The sequence below is a fragment of the Escherichia sp. HH41S genome (genome assembly GCF_009820115.1).
Classification (GTDB): Bacteria; Pseudomonadota; Gammaproteobacteria; order Enterobacterales; family Enterobacteriaceae; genus Escherichia; species Escherichia coli_F.
In genome coordinates this window covers 42,241-67,174 of sequence record NZ_VNXE01000068.1, presented here as the reverse complement: position 1 = coordinate 67,174, position 24,934 = coordinate 42,241, and the positions used below count along the sequence as shown (strand labels likewise).

Sequence of the window (24,934 nt, the reverse complement as noted above, 5' to 3'; positions counted from 1 at the left end):
ACCAACGACACTCTCTAGTGTTGAAATATAATAATGACATCATTGTCATTATTGAATAGGATTATAATAAATGTTTTGTGCAGAATTTCCTACATAAGTAGGAAATACAGACATGGAGGCCTATCACAGATAACCTCATAGGAATTATTTAATATAATTGGAATCGTACATTGAGGATGCCATTGCTTTGTTGAATATGATGCATATGCTCTTTTGAAGTTTGTCCCTGACTACCGTTAATGTTCGCTGCCACGCTGAATCCACAGTAAAATAATGCTTAAGTGCTTTGAGTGATCATTTATGTCGATAAAAACCGAGTGTACCGTTGCCCCCCTTACTGGTAACCACTGAATTCCCTATCCTTGAACTGATTTTTTATCCTCCGATTTTCATCCTGTTCTGACTCCGCCTTTTCTTTTCTGCTCTACACTATCTACAGACCAATCATAAAGGCATACGATTATGGCAGAATTTCCCGCCAGCTTACTGATTCTTAACGGCAAAAGTACTGACAATCAACCCTTGCGCGAAGCAATTATGCTGTTGCGCGAGGAAGGAATGACGATCCATGTGCGGGTCACCTGGGAGAAAGGCGATGCCGCCCGATTTGTAGAAGAGGCCCGGAAGCTGGGCGTCGCAACGGTAATTGCCGGTGGTGGCGATGGCACTATTAATGAAGTTTCCTCGGCGCTGATTCAGTGTGAGGGCGATGACATACCCGCGCTGGGGATTTTGCCACTAGGTACAGCGAACGATTTCGCGACCAGCGTGGGTATACCTGAGGCACTGGATAAGGCGCTGAAACTAGCAATTGCTGGTGACGCTATTGCGATTGATATGGCGCAGGTCAACAAAAAAACCTGTTTTATTAATATGGCAACGGGTGGGTTTGGGACACGTATTACCACAGAAACGCCGGAAAAATTAAAAGCAGCGCTGGGTGGCGTCTCTTACATCATTCACGGCTTAATGCGCATGGATACACTGCAACCGGACCGTTGTGAAATCCGCGGTGAAAACTTTCACTGGCAAGGTGACGCACTCGTCATTGGTATTGGTAACGGCCGTCAGGCAGGTGGCGGTCAGCAATTGTGCCCGAACGCATTAATTAACGACGGCTTGCTGCAACTACGCATTTTCACCGGCGATGAAATTCTTCCGGCTCTCGTATCAACCTTAAAATTTGACGAAGATAACCCGAATATTATCGAAGGTGCTTCGGCGTGGTTCGATATACAAGCGCCACACGAAATTACCTTTAATCTTGATGGCGAACCGTTGAGTGGACAAAACTTCCATATTGAAATACTTCCGGCAGCATTGCGCTGTCGATTACCACCGGATTGTCCATTATTGCGTTAATCAAATTTCCCTTTCTTAATTCAGGGAGTATCAGTGATGCCGGATTCGGTGTACACACCTTATCCGGCATAAAGAACAATGCTACACCGTAATTAATTTCACCCGTGTCTTCTGCAATGCCAGTTTATCCACCTCTGACACGGCATCATCGGTAATAATAATGTCAATTTTTTCGATTGGCAGTACCTGATTAAAACCGCGACGGTTAAATTTCGATGAATCGAGAACGGCAATCACTTTATTAGCGGCTGTGACCATCGCACCGCTAATCGAATAACCTTCATTAAAGGTCGTAATACCATTAACCGCATCAATACCATCAGCACCGACAAACATTAAATCGGCATTAATATCCTGCAATGAACGCTCGGCAATGGAGCCATGCATCGAGCGCGTTTTATGGCGGACCGTGCCACCACAGACGACCAGAGTAATGTCTTTATTTTCGGAAAGGGCAAACGCCGCCGGGAGACTGTTGGTAATCACCGTGATATTTTTGGCGGTCATTAAACCTTCGGCGATAAGCATTGTCGTACTTCCGCTGTCGAGAATAACGGTCATCCCTTCGTGGATCATTTTGACTGCCGCCTGCGCAATTCTGTTTTTCGGCGCGCTGGCGAGCTGAAATCGCTCTTTAAACCCGACTTCCTGGGTCTCGGTTTCACTATTACCGGACATTATTTTCGCCGCACCGCCATGAAAGCGCGTAACCACGCCTTTTTGTTCGAGAAAGCGCAAATCGGCACGGATTGTCGCTTCCGAGGCAGCAAATACTCCCGCCAGATCCTGAACAAGCACGGTTCCCTGTTCATTCACTAATTGGATGATCTTATTCCTTCGCTCGAATGAATTCATCGTCATTTACCCATATTCAATTGTGGCTAGTGTAAACGAAGGGGGACCATTGGTGAATGATCTGTTTTGCACAATACCGGGCCAGCATCACGCTGGCCCGCGGTTTCAGGGAATAAGCAACACTTTGCCCGGCATAGCATTACGAGCGATGTCACGCACCGCCTGGGCGAAGCTTTCAAAGCTTCCACGGTGAGCGATTAATGGCTCCAGGCTTAACTTACGTTCTGTCAGCAACCGGCTCGCCGTTTTCCACTCCTGCCCCGGCCAAGGGCTGGAGTAGTTCATCCAACTGCCGATAACCGTCAGCTCTTTACGTAATATTTTGCCAAACGTTGTCGATGTTAAATGCAGATCCTGATGCAACGTGCCCACCAGCGCCAGCTGGGCATGAGGCCCGGCAATCTCTACCGCCAGTTCGACGGTTTGCGGGACGCCAGCCGTCTCGAGGATAAGCTGATTAAAGCGCAGCTCGCGTAAAACGCCCTGCATTTGCGGCGCGCTCATTTCAAGGCTGTTAAATGTTTGCATCGCACCGAAAGATTTTGCCAGTGCCAGTTTTTCTGAGCTAATGTCGATAGCCGTCACACTCTTTGCTCCCAGCGCGACAGCGCACTGAATGGCCAGCAGGCCAATGGTTCCGGCACCAATAATAATAACGTTTTTATTCTCACAACCTTGCGCTAAATGGAAAGCATGCAGGCCAACGGTAATCGGTTCAATAAAAGCCCCATCCTCAATAGGCATATGCGCAGGTAGAGCAAAGACATTTTTCCGCTTAACGACAATATATTCGGCAAACCCACCATCACGCCGTGAGCCAATAAAATCATATTTTGCGCACTGGGAATAAAACCCTTTCAGACACTCTGGACAAGTAAAACAGGGTAATAACGGCACACAGGCAACCGCATTGCCAGGATGTAAATCATCAACACCGGATCCCACAGCATCAATATAGCCGCTAAATTCATGGCCTAACGTTATTGGATAATAATGTGCACCATTTTTAAAAATTCTGGGTAAATCGGAACCACATAATCCCGAGCTGGCAATTTTTACCCGCACCTCATCCTGATGTTTAATTTCAGGAATGACTCGTTGGGCAACGCGTACGATACCATCAGTATCATTCACCACTGATTTCATAAAAACTCCTGATTATTAAGGGGGATAAACTCCCCCTCAGGTAAAAATTATTCTGCGAGAACGGCTTTCTCTTGTTTAATAAAGCCGCGCGCTCTACGCCAGGTCATGAAAATACCGGTAAGATAAATGGCACCGATAATAATGAAACCGGGAATATTTTGCGGGGAGAAAACCTGAATCAGTAACCAGGTAATGGGAGAACCGCCCTGATCCATTGAAGCCACCATGCCCCCGGCTTTTAACGCCCCAGCATTAGCCGCCAGTTGGGTGTGCAAACCAATAGTTTGCGTCGCGATCCACAGGGTGATGCTCATAATGATGACACCCGAGATTAAGGTGCGGAACAGATTTCCACGATGCACGGCAACTGCCATCGCAACAAAGAAGCCGATGGTGGCAAGGTCGCCAAACGGCAGTACCTGATTACCCGGAACACAAACAGCAATTAAAATGGTGAGCGGGATAAAAATCAGGCTTGCCGATACCACCGCCGTATGCCCCAGCAGCAACGCCGGATCAAGGCCAATCAGGAACTCCTGACCGCCGAACTTCGCCTGTAAACGACTACGGGCCTGCTTAGCGATGGGCGTTAAACCATCCATGATGGGTTTAATCACCCGTGGCATCAGCAGCATAACTGCCGCCGTTTTTACCGCCAGCTGCAATACACCTTTGACATCGTAACCCGCGAGGATGCCGATAATCAGCCCCATCACAAAGCCCACGGTGACAGGTTCGCCAAATGGGCCAAATTTGCGCTGAATATCGTCGGCGCTAAATTTAATACGGTTAACGCCTGGGATTTTCTCGATGATAGCATCCACCAGCACCGCAATTGGCCCCAGATACGCCGACGTACCGTGCGGAATAGCAATGCCTTCCAGCTCAAAGAAATTTCGGGTATCGCGGGCAAACCAGTCGCCGAGCTTATAAACAAACGCCGCGTGAATTACCACACCCGCCATCCCTATCATCCATGAACCGGTTGCCAGATGCAGCAATGCGCCGGTGAAGGTCATATGCCAGATATTCCATATATCAACATTTACCACCCGCGTCATACGGGTCAGTAGCATCGCCACGTTAACCAGAATCGCAATCGGAATCGCCACCAGCGCAATTTGCGAGGCCCAGGTCATGGGTGAAGAGCCCGGCCAGCCGACATCGACCACATGCAGATTCAGGTCGAAATTTTCCGCCATCGCTTTCGCCGCCGGGCCAATGGAATCCAGCATTAAGCCAATCACAAGGCCAATGCCAACAAAGCCAATCCCGATATGCAGACCCGCTTTAAAGCAATCGCCTGCCTTCATGCCTAATATCTTAGAAAAAATAATGATGACAATCGGCAACATGACCGTAGGGCCGAGGTCGAGAATATAACGCATGACTTCTGAAAACATAGGTCACCCCTGTAAGATAGTCAGAATTTTATTTTGTAATGCTTCGATACCGACACCAGAAACAAAAGGCATGCCGTGAACTAACGGAATATCGCCAAAACTACGGTCAACTTTGGCGGTAGTACATATCAAATGCACGCCATCCATATAGGTCTCTATTTCATTAACCCGACACTGGATTAATTCAACAGGAATATTATGACTCTGACACAACTCTTTAATTTCTTCCGCCGCCATCGTAGAGGTCGCAACCGCGCCTCCGCAAGCGACAATAATCTTGCGTTTCATAAATAGTCCTTTTTATTGTTACAGAGGGATTTATTCGTCTGAATCTAAAACATACTTTGTGAAGTATTCCTTTAACTGGGTTTCAGGAAGAGTGATTAGTGTCTCGACGATCTCGGGCTGTTGTAACTTGCCAAATAAACAGCGTAAAAGTTTCAATTGCTGCTGCGGATTTTCCACAATCAACGCAATAACCAACGATACCGCCACGTCGTTATCATCATCCGCTTGCTGAAAATGAACTTTATTTGTTGGCCTTAACAGATAAATAGCTGACGACTTAGCATGAATCGCCTCACAATGCGGTATTGCAATGGCGTGCTGTTCAAGCATTATCCCGGTGGGGAATTCTGCTTCTCTGGCAATTAATGCCTGTGGCCAGGTTTCATGAACCACACCTTTCGCGATCATCTCATTACCGATATGGGTTAAAACTTCGCTACGATCGACAAAAGAAATTCCGCTACGAACAAACAGGTTAGTCATATACCGTCCTTATTCCGCACAGCCGTAGCGATAGACACGCAAAACATCATAAATTTTATCCATAATCAACTGATGCGGTATTGCCGATAATTCCCCGGACTGTATGCGTTCAAATTGTTTGGGTAGATACTGACTAATCATGCCCAGTGGGATGTCCACGTCTTCCAGATTCGCCATCATCGTTTCAACGCTATTTTTAATCCGACTATGCGGCCAGTAATAACGAATACGATCCGACAGGCTGTAACGAATATCCAGTAATGAATCGTTAAAACCCGGGCGATAATATTTCTTCCAGTACTGCGGTTCGTCGAGCATCACTTCTTCAATTACCGCCAGGCAACCGCTGCGATTTTCGGGGGCGATAATTTCCTGCTCAATTTGTGCCAACGCAAATATCGCCTCACGTAGAGCAAAGGTTAATGCTGGCCCTACTTTCAAAATTGCAAAGTGATCGCGGACTAATTCCCAATAAGCCGTCCGGGTCTGGTAATCGGTAGAATGTGCTTCATAAACCATTCGGGTGTTTTCTATCCATTGCGCCAGCGCCTGCGCTTCTTGCGGCTGATAATGGATAATATTGCTGTGATCAAATTCCACACCCGGCTGTACCACGATGGCAATCACGCGTGTTAACGCCTCTGTCAGCCCACGAGCAATAAAGGCCTTTTGATGCGTACGTAAAGTATTGGCGGCATCTTCAACCCGGGTAATGTGTACTGACTGAATGGCGCTGGCCTCACCGCCCGGAACCGGAACTTCGGTGCCAATGACATAGCTCAGTTGCTCACGCTGGTAATCTGTCGCCACACTTTCCGCCGCCTGACAAAGCACGGCAGCACGTTCAGCAACCGTTTCTGGCGCTAATGGTATTGGATCCCCCGCACATGACATTGACGCATCAAGGTGAATTTTACTGAACCCCGCTCGAACATATGCTTTTACCAGCTCGACGGATTTTTCCATCGCCGCATCCGCATTTTCTTGCTGCCAGCAGTTCGGTCCCAGATGGTCGCCGCCGAGAATGATACGCTCATGAGCAAATCCGACTTTATCGGCAATCGCAAACACAAATTCGCGAAAGTCCGCCGGTGTCATTCCGGTATAACCGCCAAATTGATTGACCTGGTTTGACGTTGCTTCAATCAGCACTTTGCGCGTGCTGTTGTGATCGAATGCCAGCGCCGCTTCGATAACCAACGGATGGGCAGAACAGACTGAACATATGCCGATATGTTCACCAGCTTTATGCCGGGCAATTAACGTTTTCATGTTTTTTCCTTGTTAAATGGCAGGTGCGTTATGCCCTGCCCTCGCAGCAACAATCAGCAATCACTTTGCTCACCACATCGCGCATTGCGAATTTAGCCGACTGCAAATAATCCCGGGGATCGGTCGCTTCGGGGTGCTCGGTCAGGTAATTTTTTAACGCCTGCGAGAATGCATTTTTAAGCTCCGTTGCAACGTTGATTTTGCATATCCCCAGTTTGATGGTTTGCTGAATATCCTTAGTCGATAACCCTGACGCGCCATGCAGCACCAGCGGTAAGTTCACCCACTGGCGAATGTTCTCCAGTCGAGAAAAATCAAGCGCCGGTGCGCTGGCATACATACCGTGAGCCGTGCCGATGGCGACCGCCAGGGAATCAATCCCGGTTGCCTCGGCAAATTCACGCGCCTGAACGGGGTTGGTGTACAACGCATCTGCTTCATTGACTTGCACATCATCTTCCTGGCCGCCAAGTTGCCCCAGCTCCGCTTCGACGCTGACATCAAAGCGATGGCAAAAATCCACCACCTCTTTGACCCGTGAAATATTTTGCGCAAAAGGCAAATGCGAGGCGTCAATCATGACTGAGCGCACGCCAGAACGAACCTTCTGAGCGATATCGTCAAATTTCGTGTGATGGTCGAGATGAATTGCCAATGGATGGTGATAGTGCTTCGCCATCGCGCTGACCAGCGCCATCAGATTTTCTGTACCAGCATGAGTAAATGTACCGGGCGTTCCGGCAATGATGACCGGCGCATGCATGCTGGCAGCGGTTTCCACCACCACGTGCATCGTTTCGAGATTATGAATATTGAATGCCGGAACCGCGTAACCGCCGCGCTGCGCGTTGTTCAGCATCTGCTTTGTCGATACCACGTACATTTTCACATCCTGTCGTTTGTTTTCGAATTCAAAATATAATGAAATTATTTGTTTCCAAATGTCGAGATAACGATCACAAAAAACGACAATATGAAAATTAATCAGAATGACAGGAAAAAAAAACGGCCTCCCGGGGGAAGCCGTAACGAAGTGCGCGTGTTTTTATGCCGGATGCAACGTAAACGCCTTATCCGGCATACGTGGCAGCGCTGTGTAGGCATGATAAGACGCTTCAGCGTCGCATCAGGCATAGGTTGCCGGATGCGGTGTGAACGCCTTATCCGCCCTACGGGGTAGTGCTGTTCGTATGAGGCGTATCAGGCGATAGTAATTTTGCTATCGAGATAAACGTCCTGCACGGCGTTAATCAGTTTCACGCCGTCAGCCATCGATTTCTTGAACGCCTTACGTCCAAGAATCAGCCCCATTCCGCCAGCGCGTTTGTTGATGACCGCAGTACGCACTGCATCGCTGAGGTCAGTTTCACCGCCTGCAGCACCGCCGGAGTTTATCAACCCTGCCCGGCCCATATAGCAGTTAGCTAACTGATAACGCACCAGATCAATCGGGTTTTCGCTGGTCAACTTGCTGTACACGCGATCGTCGGTATAACCGTAATTAATCGCTTTATAACCGCCGTTATTTTCCGCCATTTTTTGTTTGACGATATCTGCACCTATGGTTGCCGCCAGATGGTTCGCCTGACCTGTCAGGTCGGCGGAAACATGGTAATCAACGCCATCTTTCTTAAAGGCGGAGTTACGCAAATAGGCCCACAGCACGGTCACCATGCCCAGCTCATGCGCGCGTTCAAAGGCCGCAGAAATTTCTTCAATCTGGCGACGTGACTCTTCCGAGCCAAAATAGATAGTCGCCCCAACCGCCACCGCGCCCATGTTGAACGCCTGCTCCACGCTGGCATACAGCGTTTGATCGTAGGTATTCGGGTAACTTAGCGTCTCGTTGTGATTAAGTTTGACGAGGAATGGAATGCGATGCGCGTAACGCCGCGATACCGATGCCAGCACGCCGTAGGTTGACGCCACACAGTTACAGCCCGCTTCGATCGCCAGTTCAACAATGTTTTTCGGGTCAAAGTAGAGCGGGTTAGCGGCAAATGAAGCTCCGGCAGAGTGCTCAACGCCCTGGTCAACCGGCAGAATAGAAAGATATCCTGTGCCAGCCAGGCGCCCAGTGTTGTACAACGTCTGCATATTACGTAACACCGCTGGCGGGCGATTATTGTCAATCATCACGCGGTCTACGTAGTCATGTCCGGGGAGATAAAGCTGGTCAGAAGGAATAGTCATACAACGGTGCTGTAAAAGGTTGTCGGCGTCTTTGCCAAGCAACTGCGCAATATCTGTCATTACTATGCTCCCGTAAATTCCGATTGGATATCGGCTATGGATTGTCCTGGCCCGCCTTTTGCGGGCAATCATAATCCTGGTCGTTACAGGCGAGTTTTTCCATCTTTTGGATGTTTTTTCAGCGTTTTCTGTTGGCTCGATTCATCAGAAAAAATGTTACCGCGGTCAAGTTTTCACCGCAAAGGTATTTAAAAGGTATTATTAAATGGTATTGTCATCGCGTACCTTACATTACCTGTCATGAAGGAATTAAAAGATGAAAACAACAGCAAAGCTGTCGTTCATGATGTTTGTTGAATGGTTTATCTGGGGCGCGTGGTTTGTGCCATTGTGGTTGTGGTTAAGTAAAAGCGGTTTTAGTGCCGGAGAAATTGGCTGGTCGTATGCCTGTACCGCCATTGCGGCGATCCTGTCGCCAATTCTGGTTGGCTCCATCACTGACCGCTTTTTCTCGGCGCAGAAAGTGCTGGCGGTATTGATGTTCGCTGGTGCGGCGCTGATGTATTTCGCTGCGCAACAGACCACTTTTGCCGGGTTCTTCCCATTACTGCTGGCCTACTCGCTAACCTATATGCCGACCATTGCGCTGACTAACAGTATCGCTTTTGCCAACGTGCCGGATGTGGAGCGTGATTTCCCACGCATTCGTGTACTGGGGACTATCGGCTGGATTGCCTCTGGTCTGGTCTGCGGATTCCTGCCTCAGATGCTGGGATATGACGATATCTCTCCGACCAACATCCCGCTGCTGATTACCGCCGGAAGTTCTGCTCTGCTCGGTGTGTTTGCGTTTTTCCTGCCCGACACGCCGCCAAAAAGCACCGGCAAAATGGACATTAAAGTCATGCTCGGCCTGGATGCGCTGATCCTGCTGCGTGATAAAAACTTCCTCGTCTTTTTCTTCTGTTCATTCCTGTTTGCGATGCCACTGGCGTTCTATTACATCTTTGCCAACGGTTATCTGACAGAAGTCGGCATGAAAAACGCCACCGGCTGGATGACGCTCGGCCAGTTCTCTGAAATCTTCTTTATGCTGGCATTGCCGTTTTTTACCAAACGCTTTGGTATCAAAAAGGTATTATTACTTGGTCTGGTCACCGCAGCGATCCGCTATGGCTTCTTTATTTACGGTAGTGCGGATGAATATTTCACCTACGCGTTACTGTTCCTCGGCATTTTGCTGCATGGAGTAAGTTACGATTTTTACTACGTTACCGCTTACATCTATGTCGATAAAAAAGCCCCCGTGCATATGCGTACCGCTGCGCAGGAGCTGATCACGCTCTGCTGCCAGGGATTCGGCAGTTTGCTCGGCTATCGTCTTGGCGGTGTGATGATGGAAAAGATGTTCGCTTATCCGGAACCGGTAAACGGACTGACTTTCAACTGGTCCGGGATGTGGACTTTCGGCGCGGTGATGATTGCCATTATCGCCGTGCTGTTCATGATTTTTTTCCGCGAATCCGACAACGAAATTACGGCTATCAAGGTCGATGATCGCGATATTGCGTTGACACAAGGGGAAGTTAAATGAAAACAGAACGTATTCTCGGTGCTCTTTACGGGCAGGCGTTAGGGGATGCGATGGGGATGCCGTCCGAGCTTTGGCCACGCTCCCGCGTTAAAGCACACTTTGGCTGGATTGACCGTTTTCTGCCTGGACCAAAGGAGAATAACGCGGCCTGTTATTTTAACCGCGCCGAATTCACCGACGATACCTCAATGGCGCTGTGTCTGGCGGATGCGTTACTGGAACGTGAAGGCGAGATCGATCCGGATCTGATTGGGCGTAATATTCTCGACTGGGCGCTGCGTTTCGACGCCTTTAACAAAAACGTACTAGGTCCGACTTCGAAGATTGCTCTCAACGCCATTCGCGACGGTAAACCCGTTGCTGAACTGGAAAACAATGGCGTGACTAACGGCGCAGCGATGCGCGTCTCGCCATTAGGTTGTTTGCTTCCGGCGCGTGATGTTGACTCCTTTATTGATGATGTAGCGCTGGCGTCCAGCCCGACTCATAAATCCGATCTGGCGGTGGCAGGCGCGGTAGTCATCGCATGGGCGGTTTCTCGTGCCATTGACGGAGAAAGCTGGTCAGCGATTGTTGATTCACTGCCTTCAATTGCGCGACATGCACAGCAAAAACGCATCACTACCTTCAGCGCCTCACTGGCAGCACGTCTGGAGATTGCGCTGAAAATTGTGCGCAATGCCGACGGCACCGAATCCGCCAGCGAACAGCTGTATCAGGTGGTTGGGGCAGGTACCAGTACTATTGAGTCCGTTCCGTGCGCCATTGCGCTGGTTGAACTAGCACAAACCGACCCGAACCGTTGCGCCATTCTGTGCGCCAATCTTGGCGGCGACACAGACACCATCGGCGCTATGGCGACGGCGATTTGCGGCGCATTGCATGGCGTTAACGCTATCGATCCTGCGTTTAAGACGGAGCTGGATGCGGTAAATCAGCTTGATTTTAATCATTACGCCACGGCGCTGGCGAAGTATCGCCAACAACGGGAGGCGGTATGAGCGGCGCTCGATTACACACGCTGCTGCCTGAATTAACCACGCGTCAGCCGGTGATGGTCGTCGGCGCGGCGGTCATTGATGTGATCGCCGACGCTTATGCCCTACCCTGGCGTGGGTGCGATATCGAACTGAAACAGCAGAGCGTTAACGTTGGCGGCTGTGCACTGAATATTGCCGTGGCGTTAAATCGCCTCGGTATCGAAGCGGGTAATGCCCTGCCGCTCGGCCAGGGTGTGTGGGCGGAAATTATTCGTAACCGGATGGCGAAAGAAGGATTAATCAGCCTCATCGATAACGCCGAAGGCGATAACGGCTGGTGTCTGGCGCTGGTTGAGCCTGATGGTGAACGCACGTTTATGTCGTTCAGTGGTGTGGAAAATCAGTGGAATCGCGAATGGTTGGCGCGATTAACCGTTGCGCCTGGCAGCCTGCTCTATTTTTCCGGTTATCAACTGGCCTCGCCCTGCGGTGAATTGTTAGTGGAATGGCTGGAGAGTCTGCAAGACGTGACGCCGTTCATCGATTTTGGCCCACGTATTGGCGATATCCCGGATGCATTACTGGCGCGAATCATGGCCTGTCGACCTTTAGTGTCACTCAATCGTCAGGAGGGTGAGATTGCCGCCGAACGTTTTGCTTTATCAGCAGAGATAACAACACTTGGCAAGCAATGGCAGGAGAAATTTGCCGCGCCGTTGATCGTTCGTCTGGATAAAGAAGGCGCATGGTATTTCAGCAATAACGCTTCTGGCTGCATCCCGGCATTTCCAACGCAAGTTGTAGACACCATTGGGGCGGGCGACAGTCATGCAGGTGGCGTATTAGCTGGACTGGCCTCTGGTTTGCCACTGGCGGATGCCGTATTGCTGGGCAATGCAGTGGCGTCGTGGGTTGTCGGGCATCGCGGCGGTGATTGCGCGCCAACCCGCGAGGAACTACTCCTCACACACAAAAACGTATAGATCACTGCGACAGTGGCTGATGCTGTACTCAATAGGCCGTTGCTGTTGGTCAAGCGCCACTTGCTTGATCACCAGCACCGGTATTTTACTATCTAATTGAATATGTGACTGAAACTCGGCATCCGGCATCCGGGCGCTAACGCGGGAACGGGTACGCTTTGGAAAAATATGCTGACTGCGGAAGTAGTCATAAAGAGAGATTCCGATGGCATCAACATCATGAATTAAATGCGCCGGAACCCACGACTCCTCAATAGAGACCGCTTCTTCATCAACATAGCGAATACGCTTAAGCAAAAAGACATCACTACCCGCTTCGACCGCCAATTGCTGCGCCACCTCTTCAGGGCATTTAACCACTCGCTTGTTAACCCATAGCGTATCTGGTTTTTTCCCGCGCAACACCACCTGCTGAGAAAATCCTCGCGCTTCTTTTAACGAGTATTCAAAGATGTTATTAATCTGCGTGCCGTAGCCGCGCGAACGTGTCACCACGCCCTCTTCTTCCAGCGCCTGCATCGCCTTGCGCACCGTAATACGCGAAACGCCGGTTAACTGACTTAAATCGCGCTCGCCGGGTAAAATATTGCCATGTTCCAGCACCCCGCTGCGCACGGCATTTTTCACCGTTTCGGCAAACTTAATATAAAGCGGCGTGTTATCCGCCGCTAAAATACGTTCGTTCAGTTGGGCAATCAGCTGGGTATGCGCTTGTTCCATTTGTCTTTTTCCTGCCAGGGAGTCTGGTGGGAGTATATCACTGCTTCTTATTTAAGGCGTTTCTTTAATCCCATCAACGAATGCCTGCAACTCCTCCACCGTGCCATTAAACACATTAAAATCCACCGGACCATTAATGCCATCTACCTGTCCACGGTCGGAATGCTGCCAGAAGCGCCAGGCCATGCCGTCATTGTCCGGACGACGTTGATAATAGTGAGCCACCCACCACGGATATTCATTGAAATAGCCCGCCAGATTGGTGTGATAAAAAACGGCTCCTGAGTAAATAATCGGCTTTTTTCCCGTGCGTTTTTCGACCATTTTTAGCCACTGACTTACCCGCTTGCGTAATTCTTTTGCCGATAATTTTCCCCGTTCTTCTACGTCCAGCACGGCAGGGAAATCGCCTTGTGAGAAATCCACCGTTTGCAGAAATAATCGCGCCTGAACTGAAGCGGATACCGACGGGGAGAAATAATGATACGCCCCGCGCAGCAGGCCATTTTCGCGGCTTAGTTGCCAGTTACGCGAAAAATAGGGGTCCACCAGCTTTTCGCCCTCCGTCGCCTTGATAAAGGCAAATTGCAAGCGAATACCGTTATCGCGCATTTTTGCCACCCGCTGCCAGTCGATTCGCTCCTGCCAGCGTGAAACATCAATACCATGAATGGTGTAACTGGCAGGAATGCGAATAGCAAAAGATTTGACCGGACGATAACCGTAGAAGTGGATGTAGTCTTTAATCTGAATTGCTGTCGAGTAGAAAAAATTCACCGTCTGACGCGGATAAATTGCAACGATGGAAATTAGCCCAAGAGCGCATAATAAAGCGGTGAATTTTTTTCGACTGGTGATGCTCAGCTGCATTGGTTTCATCCCTGAATGTCAGCGCCAAAGACTGACAATAACCAAAGCAGCTATAGTACGGTGCTCACCACCAGGCGTGGAAGTGGTGAACCGGACCAATACCGTGACCAACTTCCAGCGTGTCGGCCTGGGCTAATGCCGATGAAAGCCAGCTTTTTGCCTCCTGTACGGTGTCAGCCCAGTTTGTATGGCGCGGGCGCAGTGCAGCCAACGCCGCAGAGAGCGTACAACCAGTGCCGTGGGTGTTTTGGGTCATAATGCGCGGTGCGGTAAACCGTTGTTCACCCTCGCGGGTAAACAGCCAGTCCGGGCTTTGCTCATCATCCAGATGACCACCTTTCATTAGCACTGCGCCACAGCCCATCGCCAACAGCGATCGCCCTTGTTCCAGCATTTCCTGTTCGTTGCGCGCGTGTGGCGCGTCGAGCAAGGCGGCTGCTTCGGGCAAGTTTGGCGTTATTAATGAAACCTGTGGCAATAATCGACTACGCAGCGTAGCAACCGCCGAAGGTGAAAGCAGCGGGTCGCCGCTTTTTGCCAGCATAACGGTGTCGAGCACCACGTTTTGGATCTGATAACGTTGCAACCGTTCTGCCACCGCTTCAACAATATCGGTTTCCGCCAACATACCGATTTTAGTGGTGTCGATTCGCACATCACTGAACACCGAATCGAGCTGGGCGGCGACAAAATCAGGCTCAATGCGATACACCGACTGTACGCCACGGGTATTTTGCGCCACCAATGCAGTAATCACTGAGCAACCATAAGCGCCAAGTGCCGAGAAGGTTTTAAGATCGGCCTGAATCCCCGCACCACCACTCGGATCAGTACCGGCAATCGTCAGAGCGTTAATCCGTTTCATGCCTGCACCTCCTGCGTCAATTGCCAGAGCGCATCAAGAAAATGGGGAACAAAACTGCCAGGCCCTTCACTTCTGGCGACGGCGCGTTCTCCGGCTTGTTTCATCCAGTGACAGGCAGATGCGATATTTTCCAGCATATCGCCTGGTAATGCACAACAGGCAGCGACAACTGCCGATAATGCACAGCCAGTTCCTACCACTTTGGTCATTAGCGGATCGCCACCGTGAATGCCAACGATACGATGCCCATCGGTAACATAATCCACCTCGCCTGTGACCACGACGATTGCGCCAGTTTCCCGTGCCAGTGTTTGTGCAGCGGGTATCGCATTAGCTGCGGCGTCAGTGGTATCCACTCCCCGTCCACCATTAGCAACGCCAGCTAATGCCATGATTTCCGAAGCATTACCACGTATGGCGGTTGGCTTATGAGACAGAAGTTCCAGACAAAAACGGCGGCGATAGTCGAGTGCACCAACCGCAACCGGATCAAGCGTCCAGGGTGTTTGAGAGCTTTTTGCTTGCTCAACGGCGGCACGCATCGCCTGTGCGCGTAGCTGCGTCAGTGTGCCAACGTTAATCAGCAAGGCACTGGCGATAGCCGCAAACTGACTGGCCTCTTCGGTTTCGATAACCATCGCTGGCGATGCACCGAGCGCCAGCAAGGTATTGGCAGTAAAGGTTTGCACCACATCGTTGGTCATGCAGTGCACAAGAGGGGAATGTTGGTGAAAAAGGTGTAACGTGTGCGCAGATTGCGCGGAACTCAGCAGGTCGACTTGCATAGTTTGCTCCTGCCATAACGTGAAGAAGCAATGACCTGGTGGTCCGTGACTTCCCTACGCTGGCATTATCCAGATCAGGTGATACGGGTATTTCTCAGCCTTCACGCAGAAGGGCACCCCGAGTCGTTTGGTTGAATCTCTATATTTTGTGCCAGATTAGGGGAAGAGGCTTGCAGATGCAAGCTCGCCTCCATCCATCGCTTCTTCATTGTGACCCCATTTTGTACTCCATATCAGAAATGAAAAAGAAACAATCCACATCCATTATTCATATGGTAAAAACTATTGATTATCTTATTTAGCTAATTTATATTATTTATCTAAATTTGATAGGTGAGATAAAAAATGACAGAAACCCAGATCTACGAGAACATTAAGCAAGCCATTAGCAGCGCACCACGAAATAGCCAAACGATGGAAATGCACCTCCAGATGATCAAATACGCTGACCATCTTAAAAACGTCACGGCAAAAGAGTTTTGCGAAGGTGTAGGACTTAAAGCCAGCTTTGGTACAGAGTTCAGCAAAATGAGAAATCTTACCGAGCGACTCAAAGCCGCCGGACTTGATACCACGAAGTTATAACAAACGAAATCATCAATATATTACTTTTGTTTTCCAGGGTTCCCTGTATATGTGTACCTATGATCATAAACACCAGTTACCACCACGTAGCTGATACCATAATATTTTCATTTTTACTTTAAATAAAGAGATAAGTTTAGAGAGTGGAATAATTAAGGTCTATTTCCTCTAGCTTTTTGAGATTGAAAGTTGAGAAAGATAATTCTTTCATCTCAATAACACCGAAGTTTGATAGCTGTTTAAGCCACAGTTGAAGACCAGCATCAGAGCAACCTGCTCGATGTGTTACATCACTATATTTTATTAGTGTTGATTTCCTCTTATAGAGATAAACAAGGACTTCATAGATGCGTTTTCCGGTATCATTGGATACGCGCTATACCACCATTCTTGGCTAAATATTGGTTCATAATCATACTTTAATTAAAATGGATCTAAAAATTCATCATAGATGGCTGGATTTTTCATAGAAAAATATGTTTGAACACCATTTGATATTTTTATTTATTGATCACAGGTTAACGTTCTTGAATATTCTATAAATGATGCCTCCTCTATTCTAACTCTACCCACGCAATATATATACAACCCTACCTATACTCGAAGTACGTTCAACACATAAGACAACGAAAAGTAGTTGTGTGCTGTAAAATTTAAATATCTTAATAATTAATTTCAAGAGCATGCTGTGCCCCCTATATTATGCAAATGAAAAGTAGGAAAAAATCCATAAGAAACATTAAACGATTACAATAATCAAACCTATATTAAGGTGAATAGAAGGTATTCGAATGAGTCATTTCTAATATTTTTAGTCTTACGGGCAAAGGCTATCTATACCTAACATACAATGGAAAGCGGGAAAGTATGTAGATAGTGCAACTTGTTCCCTGAACTGCTGTTTATCCAACCTATTGCTATGAAAGTACGTAATAATTTCAAACCTAAACAATACCATTACTAAACAAATGAAAACTTGTTCATTTTACTAATTAATAGTTTTATAATGACTACCCCAAAATAGGTAACCCAAATCCAAGCAAAGGGAAAATATGAAGAGTAAAATTTTTGCTGCACTTCTGCTACTACCTCTATTTACTTATGCAAGCTCCTATAAATGTGATGCTCTTCAGCAGGGTCAAATTGGCAGCAATGGGAAAACCGTTACGGCACAATCCTCCATCGATATTGACGGCAAACAGATGCATTTTAGCTTGAACGGAGTGAGTTGGGATCTTTCATATATTGGTGAAAAACAGATTGCAAAGATGTATAGCACCGAAAGCGGGAACGTCTCTGTATCTTTCATTGATGCCAATCCCATCATCTTCGTGCTACATCTCGTAAACGATGATGGTAGAAAAGGCACTTACAACATCAGTGAATGTTCTGAATTATAAGAGGCTACAATGAAAAAACTATTCGTTACCGTCATCTTTGTGGCAATGATGCCAAATGCATTCGCACTAAGTCACGGAGACAGCGCAACACTTAAAGAAGGTACATTTAACTGTAAAAAGTTAACTGACTTTTACGAGATGATCAGTTACATCCAGGACAATGACCAACAGGCTATGCTGAGTCTCATTACATCCAATAAATGTCGCGTGTTAGATGAATCAATGACAGTAGAAATCCAGAGCGTCGATGACAAAGGTTTTGTTTCATTCATAACTCCAGGTGGTCATGGTGGCTGGGCTGTGAAGCAATTTTTCGAAAATTAATCAAACTATATCCTCGAATGGCGTGTGTCCTCACGCCATTTACTCTAATTCAGCTTAACGTCACTTGTCCCTCTATTTATTGCCTCAACTACGGCCATATTAGGCACTTTCATTTGATATAAGAATCCAACACCTTCAGAACGACATCCAGATCTTCTTCACGTTTTAGCTCATCCCCCTGGTGAACGATGTGTTCCGTCAGATGCCCCTTAATCACTTCGCGCATCAGGCCGTTTACCGCGCCACGGATAGCAGCAATCTGTTGTAGAACAGCTGTGCATTCGTGCGGCTCGTCGAGCATTTTCTTGAGCGCCACGACCTGACCCTGAATCTTACTGGCACGCGCTTTCAGTTTCTGTTTATCACGGATTGTATGAGACATGGCAACACCTGGTTAACAAGAACATGAAAAATCATAGCACTATTATTCTACTGGGGGGTAGTATCAGGTACTGGGGGGGAGTAGAATCGGATTGCCGAATTAATACTAAGAATTATTATCATGACCGAATTTACCACTCTTCTTCAGCAAGGAAATGCCTGGTTCTTCATCCCCAGCGCCATCTTACTTGGTGCGCTTCATGGCCTGGAACCAGGGCACTCAAAAACGATGATGGCGGCGTTTATCATCGCCATCAAAGGCACCATTAAACAGGCGGTGATGCTCGGACTGGCAGCAACCATTTCGCATACCGCGGTGGTCTGGTTGATTGCCTTTGGCGGGATGGTGATCAGCAAACGTTTTACTGCTCAATCTGCAGAACCGTGGCTCCAGTTGATTTCCGCGGTGATCATTATTGGCACCGCGTTCTGGATGTTCTGGCGTACCTGGCGCGGCGAACGCAACTGGCTGGAGAATATGCACGGGCATGATCATGAGTATCATCACGATCACGAAGATCACCACGACCATGGACATCATCACCATCACGAACATGGGGAGTATCAGGATGCTCATGCACGAGCCCATGCCAATGACATTAAACGACGCTTCGATGGTAGAGAGGTCACCAACTGGCAAATTTTGTTATTTGGCTTAACCGGTGGCCTTATCCCCTGCCCGGCAGCAATTACCGTGCTGTTGATTTGCATTCAGTTGAAAGCCCTGACACTGGGCGCAACACTGGTCGTCAGTTTCAGCATTGGCCTGGCGTTAACGCTAGTCACCGTAGGCGTTGGCGCAGCAATCAGCGTTCAGCAGGTCGCAAAACGCTGGAGCGGATTTAACACTCTCGCTAAACGTGCCCCCTATTTTTCCAGTCTGTTGATTGGCTTAGTTGGGGTGTATATGGGCGTGCATGGCTTTATGGGCATTATGCGATAGGCTGCATGTTATCTTCAGCCCAGGATGATTCTTAAATCAGCTATTTCCGCTGGCTCTCTGCTCGCTAAGGATGCTTTTAGGGCATCCTTTCATTTACACTTTTTACGAAATCATGGGATCACTAACAAAATATCGCTTGTCAGTTATATTGTATGGCAGGAAAGATATGCGACTGATATTACAGATCCCCAAAGTGGAGAGTTTATGACCATTAAAAATAAGATGTTGCTGGGTGTGCTTTTGCTGGTTACCAGTGCCGCCTGGGCCGCACCAGCCACCGCGGGTTCGACCAATACCTCGGGAATTTCTAAGTATGAGTTAAGCAGTTTCATTGCTGACTTTAAGCATTTCAAACCAGGCGATACCGTCCCAGAGATGTACCGCACCGATGAGTACAACATTAAGCAGTGGCAGTTACGTAACCTGCCCGCTCCTGATGCCGGAACGCACTGGACCTATATGGGTGGCGCATACGTGTTGATCAACGATGCCGACGGTAAAATCATTAAAGCCTACGACGGTGAGATTTTTTATCATCGCTAAAAAAAGCCCCCTCATCATGAGGGGGAAATGCAGACACCTTGTTATTTTTTATTATTAGCCACTTGCTCGTCTTACTTGTTATTAATCATATTTCACGTTGATTAAGGCGGTAGCCTCCAGAGCGCCAGATTTAACTTTATTTGTATCGTAGACGTAGTAACTGGCAGTTACCGGAATTGAAACCGTTGTATCTGTAAGTTTTGACTTTGCCGCAATTTCTTTTAAATTTGTGTATTCTTTACTGCTGTTAGTGATATTTAAAAGTGTGACTGGAGAACCATTACTTTCAAGAATAAATCCTACGCCATTATCTTCCGCACCTTTCAGTATTGTGTTGCTGTTGGTTAACAAATCAGAACTTGATAAATACACCTGCATTTTCCGTGATGTTTGATTTTGTTGACCTAATAAGTTTTTACAACGCAGAACAATATCCCCTTTGTTACTATTTATTGTTGCTTTGTTACCTGTAGCTGGTAATTGTGAAATGGGAATACTCTCTAAAGTAATTAATAAATCGTCCGGTTTGCAGGTTGTGGTTATCGGGTTGTATGACAATGTCAGATTAAAGGAATAGACACCTGCATTTTGTGCCAATGCATTTCTGTAGCTATTTACACATGCATCCCATGACTTGCCACCGAATAAACACAGTAAAAATTGTACTGCAGCACTCCCGCGTGTCGATGATGAAGCACTGGATAATGTCGCAACACCATTAATCATCACTGAACCGCCGCCCCCCGCAGAAACATTCACTTTTGCATTACTGGCCGCAGGTATCACCGTTACCGAATAACCATTGGTGAAACTGGTCTGATTATTTGACAACGTGATGTTGTTTTTATTGATCCATTCAAAATGTAAATTTAATTTAATAGTATCGTTATACAGCCCAACAATAATATCCGATGAATTCATGGGAGTGATGGTATTTGTACTCACACATGATGAATCGTTGAAATTATGCTCATATGTCGCCGTTTGTGTTTGAGTAAGTGCAAAATCCCCCTGAACAATCAAATTGTGCTGAACAGATAACTCACTATAACATGCTGCATAGCTCACAGGCATAACCATCATCGTTAATATAAATAGCATTATGCGAATTTTCATAGAACCACCTGACTATTACTGGCAAATATAATTTCTACTTTCATCAATCTCTTTACCGAAGGTGATTGTGCATGAAAGCCCTTGTTGCTTATCAATTGCTACATTAACCGATGGCGGTACTTCATTGGTGCGAATAAATAACTGGCTTCCCTGGCCGACAACGCCAATATTATGACCATGGATATCATTGACTTCATAACCAAACGTTAATGGTTGCCCATCCGTTCTTAACGCTTTTATAAACCAGGGCTTGCGCTGATCGGTATCAAAATTAACCAGTACGACCGCGCCGCGATAAGGTGCGGCAATTTTCCGGTTACCACGTAATTCTGTTTCACTATCGCTTTGCGACACATCCAGCATCAGGTGATTTTCCCGATAAGGTGTCATTCCGTCGTATACCACCACTCCATTACGATTTGTTGTACGATATTTTTGCCCATTGACATAAGCATCTTTAATTCCAGGTGCGTTCATTACAGCAAACGTTTCGGAAAGACGGTTCGCCAGATTAACGCCACCCGACCAGGCGACAATGCCCCCTGAAATACTGGCTCCAGCCTGTCGATAAGTACTCGACTGACTATAACTGCCATTCACTGTCGCAACCGGCGCGTTCCAGGTCAAATTCGCGCCAGCTGTCGTTTCATTTCCCTGATGCTGATGACTCAGGTTGACCCCATAGTTAAATTGATCCCGGCTTCCAACGGTTCCCGATAATCCCGTATTATTTGAGGCAAAACCCTGATCATCAAACGTCGTTGAGTTAGACATATATATTTGCCGACGAGGCGTCGTAACGTCATCACCCCAATCAAAGGGAATCGATATAAAAATATTAAAACGTTTCTCTTCATGATGATTCTCGTCATAAGCCTGGCTTGCCGCGAGGGTATAGCTTATCCGTCGCAGGTTGTTGGAATAACTCAACTGATAATCCTTACTGCTGCCGCTACGCCCCCAGTAATCTCGCCATAACGTACTTAAGGACACAGAACCCCAGCCTTCTGGCAATGACTGGCTCATATTGGCAGAAAAGCTATTTTTACGGCCAAAATCGTTCTGGTAATAATCGGCAATGTCATAGATATCGTTTTCATCACGGCGATAATTATCTTTATTGTTTGCCCAAACGTGATCGTTAAATGTCCGGTAATCACGCGACGAATAACGCCAGGCCGCCAGACCAAAACGCGTTGACGTTTGGCTCACAAATTTGTTGTAGGCAATTTGATAACTTTGCCCGTCAAACACATCGCCGTTGTCTTGTTTACTATGCGACATCGTGGCATCGACGGAAATGGCACCAATGCGTGTATTCCAGCCTGTGCCCAAAGTGAACGCGTAATAATTATTCGCGACCATCGATCCGCCATACAGCGTCAATAAGTTATTAAAACCATACTGATAACCCGCCTGAACAAAATCACTTTGTTTGCTCGCCCCTTCAATATGGCTACGACCAGCCGCAAAATCATATTTCGACACGCCGGGTTGCAGCATATTCGGCACTGCTGCATAAGGCACCAGATAGGTGGTTACCGAACCGTCCGCCTCTTTCACGCTGACATCAAGATCTGCTCCACCACCGGCCAACTGCAAATCTGTAATCGCAAACGGGCCAGGAGGAACCTCTTTCTGATAAACCACAAAACCGTTCTGTTCAATCGTTACCAGCGCGTTACTCTGAGCAATCCCCTGCACCCGTGGAGTAAAATTTTGTTTCGAGTTAGGCAACATCTGCATATCACGAAACAACCGCACACCGCTGAAGCGAACAGAATCGAAAATATCGCTTGATGTGTACATATCACCCACGCGAAGCGTGCCGAGAAGTTGGGCAAATCCACGTTCCAGATACAGGGTATTGCTTTTCCACACCCCTGGATTGCTATTTGTTTTACTGAAACTGGCATCAGAATGCAGTTGCCACCCCAGTAAATTTAACCCGCTGTTAAAACGTACATATGTACTCTTGCTATTACCCGACGCTTTATAGTCGCTGTAATACTGACTCACATAATAAGAGGTATAAAACGCATTAATACCCCGCTCCCAGTTTTCCGGTGGAACATAGCCACTTTCCAGTTCCTCCACCCACGCCTGCGGTACACTGAAATCGAGACGAAAAACTCCGATATCCCAGGTATAGCTCCCACCGTGAACAAGTTGCTCAAATGTTAAACATTGCTTACCGCTGGCAATGTTATCGGTATTAATGCCTAACCGCTTGATAATTTCCCTGGATAAACATGTTTCTTGCGGGTTGTCTTTAACAATAATCTCATATTTCCCGCGCCATTGCTTATTGACATAAATATCGATGTCATATTGCCCCGGCAAGGGTTGATTATCATCAAGACGAATATTTGCAACCTGCTGGTCTTTCATTCCACCTATCATAAAATGGGTATCAAAGGTTTCTTCAGCTGCATAAGCTTCAATGCCGAGCAATAACGCTACGATTGCTGATGCAAGTGGGGTCATTCTCAACATAGGCAGCTCCTGCAATTAAATTTTGTCACTAATATAGTTGCCATGGTCATCGATAATGGTCAGATACCAGTTATTCGCATTATTACTTTTGACATTAATACTCTGACTTTCCAAGGGGGCAATCATAATAGTTTCATAATTGACTTTGACATTATTAGCTTTGACATCCGAAATCGTTACCCAATTTGCTGAGTCATTTTTTATCACCAATCCATTGCCACTGCGATTTACCAGTAACTTTTTAAATGTCGCTTTATTTACCGGTGCAATACCCGCAGGCCGGTAAAACAATTTGATTCTGTTTTGCATTGCAAATTTCAGTGCATTCTTGCCCTCTTGCTCTGGACTATTTGGTGGAATATCCAGAACATTCAGATAAAAAATGCTCTCTTTATTAGTGGGCAGTTTATTCGACATAATTTTGATTTTTACTTGCTGCCCGGAATTTGCCCCTATTTTTGCCACTGGTGGCGTTAACATGAAAGGAACCTGAATTTTTTCTGGTGGTAACGACGTATCGCCATCATCAATCCACGCCTGCAGCAGCGAAGAACGGTTTCCCTGGTTCATCAACTGCACCATCACTTCTTTATTTTCTGCCGGGTAAATAATGCGCGTCCCGTAGATAACAATTCCGGCATGCGCAGGAAGGACCATAGAAGAAATAAGTAAAGCTAATAATCCTTTCATCTTAATGCCTCTTAAATTAAAAGGCCGCCATGGGGATAGCGGCCATGTTTATTACCTGGAGAAATTTGAAATTTTATTTATTAATCCTGCGCCACACGCATAACCAGAGAAGATAACACATCACCTGATTGCACTGAGTTATCTGTCAGCTTCAGGTATTTTGCTTTAAACGGAATAGCATATTGACCTTCCGCTGTTTTATAACTCTCAATGTTAAAAGGTGCAGAAACATCCAGGACATCGCTGTTATCACCTAAATAGAGATAGTACCCCACGGTATCGTTGCTACTGGCTATCGCCTTATCGTTTCCGGTTATTTTATCGTTGGTAATCAACGAGAGTTTTACACCAGCAACTTCTTTCGGACAGCTAATTTTTAACATGCTGCTGGTTACACCGACTGCATCATCATAGGTCGAGTATTTAGCTTTACCTTCAAAGACAGTAGTTGGTACAGTTGGCATATTAATACTTACTGAATCGCCACCCGCTTCGAATTTACACGGAGATTCTGCAATATTCCCTTTAATGGTTAATGTTCCGGTATCAACGTCTGCGGCAAATACCCCAGCGCTCATAAAAAAAGAAGAAAAGACAGCGGCAGCAATAATTGAACGTTTCATAATATGTTCCTTAATAAAATTTATTTTTTGGTTG

The 24,934-nt window shown here is 47.2% G+C and carries 26 protein-coding genes and 1 riboswitch; of the genes, 9 read left to right on the top strand and 17 right to left on the bottom strand.

Annotated elements, in window-relative coordinates:
• Positions 1–462 precede the first annotated feature (462 nt).
• On the top strand, positions 463–1,362 hold the full coding sequence (gene yegS, locus FQZ95_RS14580) for a lipid kinase YegS (RefSeq protein ID WP_160530356.1): 900 nt from the start codon (positions 463–465) through the stop codon (positions 1,360–1,362).
• An 81-nt stretch (positions 1,363–1,443) separates the two neighbouring features.
• Here the strand turns inward: yegS and FQZ95_RS14575 are convergent, their stop codons facing one another.
• The 8 genes from FQZ95_RS14575 to fbaB form a co-directional block, all read right to left on the bottom strand.
• Complete coding sequence (locus tag FQZ95_RS14575) at positions 1,444–2,217, bottom strand: DeoR/GlpR family DNA-binding transcription regulator (RefSeq protein WP_001295426.1); 774 nt, start codon at positions 2,215–2,217, stop codon at positions 1,444–1,446.
• A 105-nt stretch (positions 2,218–2,322) separates the two neighbouring features.
• Positions 2,323–3,363: a galactitol-1-phosphate 5-dehydrogenase gene (gatD, locus tag FQZ95_RS14570; RefSeq protein WP_160530355.1), complete on the bottom strand. Its 1,041-nt coding sequence runs from the start codon at positions 3,361–3,363 to the stop codon at positions 2,323–2,325.
• Positions 3,364–3,410: 47 nt separating this feature from the next.
• Positions 3,411–4,766 carry a PTS galactitol transporter subunit IIC gene (locus FQZ95_RS14565; protein ID WP_000490663.1) on the bottom strand — a complete coding sequence of 452 codons (1,356 nt, stop codon included), beginning with the start codon at positions 4,764–4,766 and terminating at the stop codon, positions 3,411–3,413.
• Positions 4,767–4,769: 3 nt separating this feature from the next.
• A complete protein-coding gene (gene gatB / locus FQZ95_RS14560) occupies positions 4,770–5,054 on the bottom strand; it encodes a PTS galactitol transporter subunit IIB (RefSeq protein WP_000823282.1) in 285 nt (94 codons plus the stop codon).
• Positions 5,055–5,084: 30 nt separating this feature from the next.
• Positions 5,085–5,537: a PTS galactitol transporter subunit IIA gene (gatA, locus tag FQZ95_RS14555; protein WP_032303336.1), complete on the bottom strand. Its 453-nt coding sequence runs from the start codon at positions 5,535–5,537 to the stop codon at positions 5,085–5,087.
• Positions 5,538–5,546: 9 nt separating this feature from the next.
• A complete protein-coding gene (gene gatZ, locus FQZ95_RS14550; RefSeq protein ID WP_160530354.1) occupies positions 5,547–6,809 on the bottom strand; it encodes a tagatose-bisphosphate aldolase subunit GatZ in 1,263 nt (420 codons plus the stop codon).
• A 28-nt stretch (positions 6,810–6,837) separates the two neighbouring features.
• The gene (gene gatY, locus FQZ95_RS14545) at positions 6,838–7,692 is read right to left on the bottom strand and encodes a tagatose-bisphosphate aldolase subunit GatY (protein ID WP_160530353.1); all 855 of its coding nucleotides are present in this window, start codon (positions 7,690–7,692) and stop codon (positions 6,838–6,840) included.
• Positions 7,693–8,009: 317 nt separating this feature from the next.
• On the bottom strand, positions 8,010–9,062 hold the full coding sequence (gene fbaB, locus FQZ95_RS14540) for a class I fructose-bisphosphate aldolase (protein ID WP_000129551.1): 1,053 nt from the start codon (positions 9,060–9,062) through the stop codon (positions 8,010–8,012).
• A 256-nt stretch (positions 9,063–9,318) separates the two neighbouring features.
• Here fbaB and FQZ95_RS14535 point away from each other — a divergent pair, with 256 nt between their 5' ends.
• From FQZ95_RS14535 to FQZ95_RS14525, 3 genes are read left to right on the top strand one after another with little or no spacing between them, the layout of a single operon-like run.
• On the top strand, positions 9,319–10,596 hold the full coding sequence (locus FQZ95_RS14535) for a nucleoside permease (RefSeq protein ID WP_160530352.1): 1,278 nt from the start codon (positions 9,319–9,321) through the stop codon (positions 10,594–10,596).
• On the top strand, positions 10,593–11,597 hold the full coding sequence (locus tag FQZ95_RS14530; protein WP_160530351.1) for an ADP-ribosylglycohydrolase family protein: 1,005 nt from the start codon (positions 10,593–10,595) through the stop codon (positions 11,595–11,597). The genes FQZ95_RS14535 and FQZ95_RS14530 overlap by 4 nt, the downstream gene beginning before the upstream one ends.
• Positions 11,594–12,559, top strand: coding sequence for a carbohydrate kinase family protein (locus FQZ95_RS14525; RefSeq protein ID WP_039021741.1), 966 nt, complete (start codon positions 11,594–11,596; stop codon positions 12,557–12,559). Before FQZ95_RS14530 ends, FQZ95_RS14525 begins: the two co-directional genes overlap by 4 nt.
• On the opposite strand, the gene FQZ95_RS14520 is transcribed toward FQZ95_RS14525, so the two are convergent.
• The 4 genes from FQZ95_RS14520 to thiM form a co-directional block, all read right to left on the bottom strand.
• Positions 12,533–13,279 (bottom strand): GntR family transcriptional regulator, encoded by a 747-nt coding sequence (locus FQZ95_RS14520; RefSeq protein WP_000434034.1) that lies wholly within the window; start codon positions 13,277–13,279, stop codon positions 12,533–12,535. The genes FQZ95_RS14525 and FQZ95_RS14520 overlap by 27 nt on opposite strands.
• Before the next feature lie 51 nt (positions 13,280–13,330).
• Entirely contained in the window at positions 13,331–14,149 is an 819-nt protein-coding gene (locus FQZ95_RS14515; RefSeq protein WP_032303341.1) for a glycoside hydrolase family 25 protein, read from the bottom strand.
• A gap of 64 nt (positions 14,150–14,213) precedes the next feature.
• Entirely contained in the window at positions 14,214–15,014 is an 801-nt protein-coding gene (gene thiD / locus FQZ95_RS14510) for a bifunctional hydroxymethylpyrimidine kinase/phosphomethylpyrimidine kinase (protein ID WP_032303342.1), read from the bottom strand.
• On the bottom strand, positions 15,011–15,799 hold the full coding sequence (gene thiM / locus FQZ95_RS14505) for a hydroxyethylthiazole kinase (RefSeq protein ID WP_160530350.1): 789 nt from the start codon (positions 15,797–15,799) through the stop codon (positions 15,011–15,013). The genes thiD and thiM overlap by 4 nt, the downstream gene beginning before the upstream one ends.
• Before the next feature lie 34 nt (positions 15,800–15,833).
• Positions 15,834–15,930: riboswitch (TPP riboswitch) on the bottom strand.
• Between the two features lie 214 nt (positions 15,931–16,144).
• Between thiM and FQZ95_RS14500 the strand changes: the two genes are divergently transcribed.
• The 3 genes from FQZ95_RS14500 to FQZ95_RS14490 all read left to right on the top strand — a co-directional run bounded on the left by FQZ95_RS14500 (position 16,145) and on the right by FQZ95_RS14490 (position 18,108).
• Positions 16,145–16,384, top strand: coding sequence for an HTH-like domain-containing protein (locus FQZ95_RS14500; protein ID WP_032303346.1), 240 nt, complete (start codon positions 16,145–16,147; stop codon positions 16,382–16,384).
• 1,052 nt (positions 16,385–17,436) lie between these two features.
• Complete coding sequence (locus FQZ95_RS14495) at positions 17,437–17,784, top strand: hypothetical protein (RefSeq protein WP_032303347.1); 348 nt, start codon at positions 17,437–17,439, stop codon at positions 17,782–17,784.
• Between the two features lie 9 nt (positions 17,785–17,793).
• Positions 17,794–18,108 carry a hypothetical protein gene (locus tag FQZ95_RS14490; RefSeq protein WP_160530349.1) on the top strand — a complete coding sequence of 105 codons (315 nt, stop codon included), beginning with the start codon at positions 17,794–17,796 and terminating at the stop codon, positions 18,106–18,108.
• 109 nt (positions 18,109–18,217) lie between these two features.
• Here FQZ95_RS14490 and rcnR read toward each other — a convergent pair whose 3' ends face one another.
• On the bottom strand, positions 18,218–18,490 hold the full coding sequence (gene rcnR, locus FQZ95_RS14485; protein WP_160530348.1) for a Ni(II)/Co(II)-binding transcriptional repressor RcnR: 273 nt from the start codon (positions 18,488–18,490) through the stop codon (positions 18,218–18,220).
• Between the two features lie 120 nt (positions 18,491–18,610).
• Between rcnR and rcnA the strand changes: the two genes are divergently transcribed.
• Together rcnA and rcnB are read left to right on the top strand one after the other, a co-directional pair.
• Positions 18,611–19,432, top strand: coding sequence for a nickel/cobalt efflux protein RcnA (gene rcnA / locus FQZ95_RS14480; protein ID WP_000134588.1), 822 nt, complete (start codon positions 18,611–18,613; stop codon positions 19,430–19,432).
• A gap of 204 nt (positions 19,433–19,636) precedes the next feature.
• Positions 19,637–19,975, top strand: coding sequence for a Ni(II)/Co(II) efflux transporter accessory subunit RcnB (rcnB, locus tag FQZ95_RS14475; RefSeq protein ID WP_160530347.1), 339 nt, complete (start codon positions 19,637–19,639; stop codon positions 19,973–19,975).
• An 81-nt stretch (positions 19,976–20,056) separates the two neighbouring features.
• Here rcnB and FQZ95_RS14470 read toward each other — a convergent pair whose 3' ends face one another.
• The 4 genes from FQZ95_RS14470 to FQZ95_RS14455 all read right to left on the bottom strand — a co-directional run bounded on the left by FQZ95_RS14470 (position 20,057) and on the right by FQZ95_RS14455 (position 24,900).
• Positions 20,057–21,091: a putative fimbrial-like adhesin protein gene (locus FQZ95_RS14470; RefSeq protein ID WP_160530346.1), complete on the bottom strand. Its 1,035-nt coding sequence runs from the start codon at positions 21,089–21,091 to the stop codon at positions 20,057–20,059.
• A gap of 15 nt (positions 21,092–21,106) precedes the next feature.
• A complete protein-coding gene (locus tag FQZ95_RS14465; protein ID WP_160530345.1) occupies positions 21,107–23,587 on the bottom strand; it encodes a fimbrial biogenesis outer membrane usher protein in 2,481 nt (826 codons plus the stop codon).
• 15 nt (positions 23,588–23,602) lie between these two features.
• Complete coding sequence (locus tag FQZ95_RS14460) at positions 23,603–24,277, bottom strand: fimbria/pilus periplasmic chaperone (protein ID WP_000677343.1); 675 nt, start codon at positions 24,275–24,277, stop codon at positions 23,603–23,605.
• 80 nt (positions 24,278–24,357) lie between these two features.
• Positions 24,358–24,900: a fimbrial protein gene (locus tag FQZ95_RS14455; protein ID WP_000830468.1), complete on the bottom strand. Its 543-nt coding sequence runs from the start codon at positions 24,898–24,900 to the stop codon at positions 24,358–24,360.
• Between the last annotated feature and the right edge of the window lie 34 nt (positions 24,901–24,934).

What these genes read in the sequence shown, in the direction of transcription:
- yegS (WP_160530356.1), top strand. Translation starts at nt 463, where the DNA reads ATGGCAGAATTTCCCGCCAGCTTACTGATTCTTAACGGCAAAAGTACT.
- FQZ95_RS14575 (WP_001295426.1), bottom strand. Translation starts at nt 2,217, where the DNA reads ATGAATTCATTCGAGCGAAGGAATAAGATCATCCAATTAGTGAATGAA.
- gatD (WP_160530355.1), bottom strand. Translation starts at nt 3,363, where the DNA reads ATGAAATCAGTGGTGAATGATACTGATGGTATCGTACGCGTTGCCCAA.
- FQZ95_RS14565 (WP_000490663.1), bottom strand. Translation starts at nt 4,766, where the DNA reads ATGTTTTCAGAAGTCATGCGTTATATTCTCGACCTCGGCCCTACGGTC.
- gatB (WP_000823282.1), bottom strand. Translation starts at nt 5,054, where the DNA reads ATGAAACGCAAGATTATTGTCGCTTGCGGAGGCGCGGTTGCGACCTCT.
- gatA (WP_032303336.1), bottom strand. Translation starts at nt 5,537, where the DNA reads ATGACTAACCTGTTTGTTCGTAGCGGAATTTCTTTTGTCGATCGTAGC.
- gatZ (WP_160530354.1), bottom strand. Translation starts at nt 6,809, where the DNA reads ATGAAAACGTTAATTGCCCGGCATAAAGCTGGTGAACATATCGGCATA.
- gatY (WP_160530353.1), bottom strand. Translation starts at nt 7,692, where the DNA reads ATGTACGTGGTATCGACAAAGCAGATGCTGAACAACGCGCAGCGCGGC.
- fbaB (WP_000129551.1), bottom strand. Translation starts at nt 9,062, where the DNA reads ATGACAGATATTGCGCAGTTGCTTGGCAAAGACGCCGACAACCTTTTA.
- FQZ95_RS14535 (WP_160530352.1), top strand. Translation starts at nt 9,319, where the DNA reads ATGAAAACAACAGCAAAGCTGTCGTTCATGATGTTTGTTGAATGGTTT.
- FQZ95_RS14530 (WP_160530351.1), top strand. Translation starts at nt 10,593, where the DNA reads ATGAAAACAGAACGTATTCTCGGTGCTCTTTACGGGCAGGCGTTAGGG.
- FQZ95_RS14525 (WP_039021741.1), top strand. Translation starts at nt 11,594, where the DNA reads ATGAGCGGCGCTCGATTACACACGCTGCTGCCTGAATTAACCACGCGT.
- FQZ95_RS14520 (WP_000434034.1), bottom strand. Translation starts at nt 13,279, where the DNA reads ATGGAACAAGCGCATACCCAGCTGATTGCCCAACTGAACGAACGTATT.
- FQZ95_RS14515 (WP_032303341.1), bottom strand. Translation starts at nt 14,149, where the DNA reads ATGCAGCTGAGCATCACCAGTCGAAAAAAATTCACCGCTTTATTATGC.
- thiD (WP_032303342.1), bottom strand. Translation starts at nt 15,014, where the DNA reads ATGAAACGGATTAACGCTCTGACGATTGCCGGTACTGATCCGAGTGGT.
- thiM (WP_160530350.1), bottom strand. Translation starts at nt 15,799, where the DNA reads ATGCAAGTCGACCTGCTGAGTTCCGCGCAATCTGCGCACACGTTACAC.
- FQZ95_RS14500 (WP_032303346.1), top strand. Translation starts at nt 16,145, where the DNA reads ATGACAGAAACCCAGATCTACGAGAACATTAAGCAAGCCATTAGCAGC.
- FQZ95_RS14495 (WP_032303347.1), top strand. Translation starts at nt 17,437, where the DNA reads ATGAAGAGTAAAATTTTTGCTGCACTTCTGCTACTACCTCTATTTACT.
- FQZ95_RS14490 (WP_160530349.1), top strand. Translation starts at nt 17,794, where the DNA reads ATGAAAAAACTATTCGTTACCGTCATCTTTGTGGCAATGATGCCAAAT.
- rcnR (WP_160530348.1), bottom strand. Translation starts at nt 18,490, where the DNA reads ATGTCTCATACAATCCGTGATAAACAGAAACTGAAAGCGCGTGCCAGT.
- rcnA (WP_000134588.1), top strand. Translation starts at nt 18,611, where the DNA reads ATGACCGAATTTACCACTCTTCTTCAGCAAGGAAATGCCTGGTTCTTC.
- rcnB (WP_160530347.1), top strand. Translation starts at nt 19,637, where the DNA reads ATGACCATTAAAAATAAGATGTTGCTGGGTGTGCTTTTGCTGGTTACC.
- FQZ95_RS14470 (WP_160530346.1), bottom strand. Translation starts at nt 21,091, where the DNA reads ATGAAAATTCGCATAATGCTATTTATATTAACGATGATGGTTATGCCT.
- FQZ95_RS14465 (WP_160530345.1), bottom strand. Translation starts at nt 23,587, where the DNA reads ATGTTGAGAATGACCCCACTTGCATCAGCAATCGTAGCGTTATTGCTC.
- FQZ95_RS14460 (WP_000677343.1), bottom strand. Translation starts at nt 24,277, where the DNA reads ATGAAAGGATTATTAGCTTTACTTATTTCTTCTATGGTCCTTCCTGCG.
- FQZ95_RS14455 (WP_000830468.1), bottom strand. Translation starts at nt 24,900, where the DNA reads ATGAAACGTTCAATTATTGCTGCCGCTGTCTTTTCTTCTTTTTTTATG.